General features: G+C 44.0%; 3 protein-coding genes and 1 pseudogene. All 4 read right to left on the reverse strand.

Translation table 11 applies throughout. From position 1 onward, the window contains the following. The coding region (locus BUA56_RS22235; protein WP_072854938.1) for a substrate-binding domain-containing protein at window positions 1-737 on the reverse strand (737 nt) is incomplete at its 3' end. A 191-nt stretch (window positions 738-928) separates the two neighbouring features. Continuing rightward, entirely contained in the window at window positions 929-2398 is a 1470-nt protein-coding gene (locus tag BUA56_RS22240; RefSeq protein WP_072854939.1) for a sensor histidine kinase, read from the reverse strand. Between the two features lie 4 nt (window positions 2399-2402). Further along, complete coding sequence (locus BUA56_RS22245) at window positions 2403-4022, reverse strand: response regulator (RefSeq protein ID WP_072854940.1); 1620 nt, start codon at window positions 4020-4022, stop codon at window positions 2403-2405. A gap of 386 nt (window positions 4023-4408) precedes the next feature. Next, window positions 4409-4645 (reverse strand): annotated as a pseudogene (locus BUA56_RS22250) (N-acetylmuramoyl-L-alanine amidase family protein); the annotation flags it as partial.

A 4645-nucleotide genomic window follows, 5' to 3' on the forward strand; every position in this document is an offset into this window, starting at 1 on the left:
TCCATAACTTCCTGGCCCTTTGCCTGTGTAAATTCTCCGGTCTGCATATCTAACATATGCCAGTTGCTGTGTTCTTTCAGTTTGTTTCCAAAGCCTTCGGTACGTCCAACCTGAGCAGATGCTCCGATGGTTCCCTGTAAGGTTACAATGTTTACATCTTCTTCGCCTTTACCTTTAGACTCCAGATACTGTGCCAGCCAGTCTCCTGCGTCCTCACCCTCTTTTACGAAGTTTCCGCCTACCCAGCAGGTATACAGAGAGTCATCGGAAAGATCCATCTGTCTGTCAGAAAGAATAACAGGGATTCCTGCTTCTTTTGCTTCCTGAAGTACTGTCTCCCATCCGGTTTCTACTACAGGTGCTACTACTATGTAATCTACATCCTGCTGAATAAAGCTTCTGATTGCTTTAATCTGGTTTTCCTGTTTCTGCTGTGCATCATCAAAGATGAGCTTGTATCCGTTTTCTTCTGTAAAAGTAGATTTGAAGGATTCTGTATTCGCAGTTCTCCAGTCAGACTCTGCACCAACCTGTGCATAACCAACTACGATTAAATCGTCATCTCCTGCTTTCGCGTCACTGGCATCGGCCTCGTCCTCAGCTCCTGCAGCATCTGTGCTCTCTGTTTTTGTCTCTGTGTCAGTGGAGGTGGATTCTGAGGAGTCGTTTCCACAGCCTGCCAGCATCCCTGCCATCATTGTTGCACATAATAACGCGCTTAATACCTTTCTTTTCATACTTTAGTTCCTCCTTAATTATAGTTTAATAGTATCCATTCAGATGTTTCTTACATCCTTCTGATGTATCTAATTCTACCAAGTTTGAAAATAAAAAAAACCGAAAACTTCCTCTATTTTGTATTTTATCTTACGATTTTTTTAGTTTTTGGCTGTTTGTTAGATATTTTTCGAAAAAGGTATAATTTCTTTTAACCCAGCGCGGGCAAGGTGACTGTCACTGTGGTACCACAGGCCTTTTTACTCTCAAAAGACAGACCGTACTCCTCCCCATAGGTAATCTGAATCCTCTCATTTACATTTCTAAGCCCAAAACTGCCGCCTTTTTTTCCTTTCCGCTCTTTTACATGGTCTTCCAGGGCCTTAAGTTCTTCCTCATCCATTCCAATCCCGTTATCTGAAACCTTAAATATAATTATGTTTTCCACCTTATATCCTTTTACCCAGATTTTCCCTCCCCCTCGTTTGTTTTTAATTCCATGATACAGCGCATTTTCCACCAGCGGCTGCAGGGTGAGCTTTAAAATCAGGTTTGTATATAAGGAAGATTCAATGTCAATCTCATATTCCATAATATCCTGGTAGCGGAACTGCTGGATAATCAGATAGCTGCGGATATGCGCTTCCTCCTCCTGTATGGTGATCATTTCCTTGCCCTCGCTGAGCACAGTTCTGAAAAAGTCTGACAAGGCAGATACCATCTGCACTACTTGTTTTGTATCCCCGCCTTCTGCCAGCCACATAATCGTATCCAGCGTATTGTACAGGAAATGGGGATTAATCTGGGCCTGGAGAAGGCGCAGCTCCGTTACCCGCAGTTTTTTCTGCTCTTTCTTAATATCCTCCACCAGGACTGCGATGGCACCCTTCATATGATTAAAGCTGTTCGTCAGTACCTGGAGTTCATTGCCGGAGTCAATTTCCGTAGGAGAAGTAAAATCCCCGTGGGCAACCAGCTCTGTAGCAGCACATAATTCCCGGATGGGGTTGGTTACACTGTTTGCAATTTTTCTGGAAATCAGTATACTGACACCCAATATCCCAATCAGAGCGGCTGTGCTTATCTGTACCGAGTGACTGATGCTGCTGGAAAGATCCTGGCGGATTTCCTCAAATCCTAAAGTTTCATAGTATACATATTCCTGTATATTTTCCTGGACATCTTCTGTAATAATATAGATTCCGTTGATCAGGATATTCATATTATCCGCGTAGTACCCGCTAAGCTTTACCTGCTTTTCCATCTTGTTTATGCTGTCATCCAGGGTGTTCAGGCACTTCAATATCCAACGAATTCTTCTGGCATTTTTTTGATCCTTTGTCACCGTAAGCAGATACTGGAAATCCTTTCTGGCATTGCCGATCAATTCCCTGGGGTTTTGGATCCTCTGCCCTTCATACTGATCCCTGGGATCCTTGGCTGCCACCAGTTCATCTGCAGTCTTCCCCCCGATTACCATGCGGTACGCAGTATAGTCCACACAGTCTTTAAATGTAGTATTATACCGGTTGACCACCGAAATATTATTTACGACACTGTCATACTTCTGTCCATAAGAAAGCAGCATAAAAGTCAGAGAGAGCACCAGGATACACAAGGGAACCAAGATGCTGCAGGTGAGCACAGTAAGCCGCTTTCTCAGAGATAATTTCATCATCATAGAACTACCTGCCTCTCATCCGGTATTCTTTTGGGGTACAGCCTGTTTCCTTTTTAAATATGTAACTAAAATAATGGGAGTCTTTATATCCTACCTGATATCCAATCTCTGAAGCCCGGAGATTTGTGCACATAAGAAGCTCCTTTGCTTTTTCGATCCTCACCTCGGTGAGATATTCGGTAAATGTCTGACCAGTCTCCTGGCTGAAGATACTGCTGAAATAGCTGGGGCTGATATTGACATTGGTGGCTACGGTATTCAGGGAGATATCATTGTGGTAATAATTTTCCTTTATATAATGTTTGGCTTCCTCCAGAAGCAGATGGAACTTTCCCTTGGACGCATTGTCTCTGAGCTGGATCGCTTCGGAGAAAAGCTTTCGAAGACGGAACTTCAGATTTTCTATGGAAAGAATCTTTGTGGCCGTCTCATTAATATTCTGCAGCTCCTCCGGCAATTTGTCCGGATTCACACCCAGCCCCTCCAGAAATCCAAGCACACAGGCAAATAGATCCATGACTATATACTGCCGGAACATCAAGGATTTATAGTTGCTTTCCCCCACCCGCAGGAAATACTCTTCAATAAAGTTGTCTACTTCCTCAGTCGTACCGTTTTTCAGAAAATCTTCTACTTCTTTTCGGTCCATCTGGGAGGACTGAATGGCATTGAGATCAATTTTATCCTCGTTCAGGTGATGCATTTTGCTCACGTCTTTATAGCTGACTATTTTATTCCACTCCGTAAAGAATCTGCTGGAAAATGCCTTGCTGGCCGCATCATAGGACTGGCTCAGGTCTCTCAGGCGCTGTACTACGCTGCCGATCCCCCCAAAATATTCCACGCTGTGGTACCCGTCCATCACAGCTTTCAGTGCTCTTACAAACTCTGCTGTAAAATCCTGCAGTTCCTCTTCACCGTCTCCTTTAATGACAAATGCCAGACCTTCCAGTCCTCTGTCGAAGGTCAGCACCTGTTCGTAGGAGGCTGCCAGATCCATAATCTCCTTTGATGCTTTCACCAGCGCCTCGGAATAGCAGCTGGAGTCTCCGTATATGACAGTCTTAAACATCATTACCAGATAGGCCGGCGCGGTGAGCTCCAGGCCCAGATCCTGGGCCTCCTCCATAAGTTCCATAGCAGAGCTTTGACCTGCAAGTATTTTCTGGAACAGATTCTGGCGTTTGATGGTAATATTTTCTTTCATCTCATTTTCGTACTGCTCCATCATTTTCAGCTGTTCCTGCTCCTTTTCAATCACAGCCGCAACCTCCTTGATTGATTCCAGAAGTTTAGCGGAGCTGATAGGCTTCAGCAGGTAATCAGTAACCCCAATGCTGATAGCCTGTTTTGCATAGTCGAATTCTCCGTACCCGCTGAGAATAATAATCTTGGTATTAGGCATTTCTTTTTTCACAATGCTGCTCAATTCCAATCCATCCATAAAAGGCATTTTAATATCTGTGATTAGGATATCCGGCTTCGTCTTCTTGATCAGCGGATACGCCAGCTCCCCGTCGCTGGCCTCCCCCACAAAAACAAAGCCTTCTTTTTCCCAGGGTATATTATTCTTAATCCCTTTGCGCATAACTACTTCGTCTTCCACTAAAAACACTTTTAACACGTTTTTCTCCTCCTCCAGCCTTTCCCATTTCTGTGAACGTAAATGAGATATGAACAACCGCAGAAACCTGCGGTATGCCCGCCCGCAGCGTATGTAGTAAGGGGTGCTTTCTGCATGCCCCTAAGTTCCACTGTATATTAAAGGCAGAAATCTCCAAGGAATTAATTGAAGTCTTCTGCCTCATATTACCTATATAGCTTCATGGAGGATTATAACAGATTTCACAGATTCTGTCTCTCCACGCATTTACTAAAAAGGTGGATTTTTTTGGAAATTTATTTTTCTTGTACGTTTTCATATGATTTTGGTTTGATTTCTTACGTTTTTATCGCAATACGAGGGATATGTTCCATCCGGAACACATCCCTCGCTGTAATACTTTTACTCTATCTTGTTCTGGTCCATACACCGGACTTATTTACATAATATTTTCCAATCCACGTGTTGGAAGCCATTGCTCCGTTGTCTCTCAGATAATACCATCTGCTGCCGTCTTTCAGCCAGCCCGTTGCCATTGCCCCGTTAGACTTCAGATAGTACCAGGTCTTTCCGTCCAGCAGCCAGCCTGTCACCATTGCTCCGTTAGATTTCAGATAGTACCAGGTCTTTCCGTCCAGCAGCCA

This window comes from Lactonifactor longoviformis DSM 17459, from assembly GCF_900129135.1.
GTDB classification, from domain to species: domain Bacteria; phylum Bacillota; class Clostridia; order Lachnospirales; family Lachnospiraceae; genus Lactonifactor; species Lactonifactor longoviformis.

Bases quoted from the DNA above. Each gene is read 5' to 3' on its own strand.
- BUA56_RS22240 (WP_072854939.1), bottom strand. From the start codon at position 2,398: ATGATGATGAAATTATCTCTGAGAAAGCGGCTTACTGTGCTCACCTGC.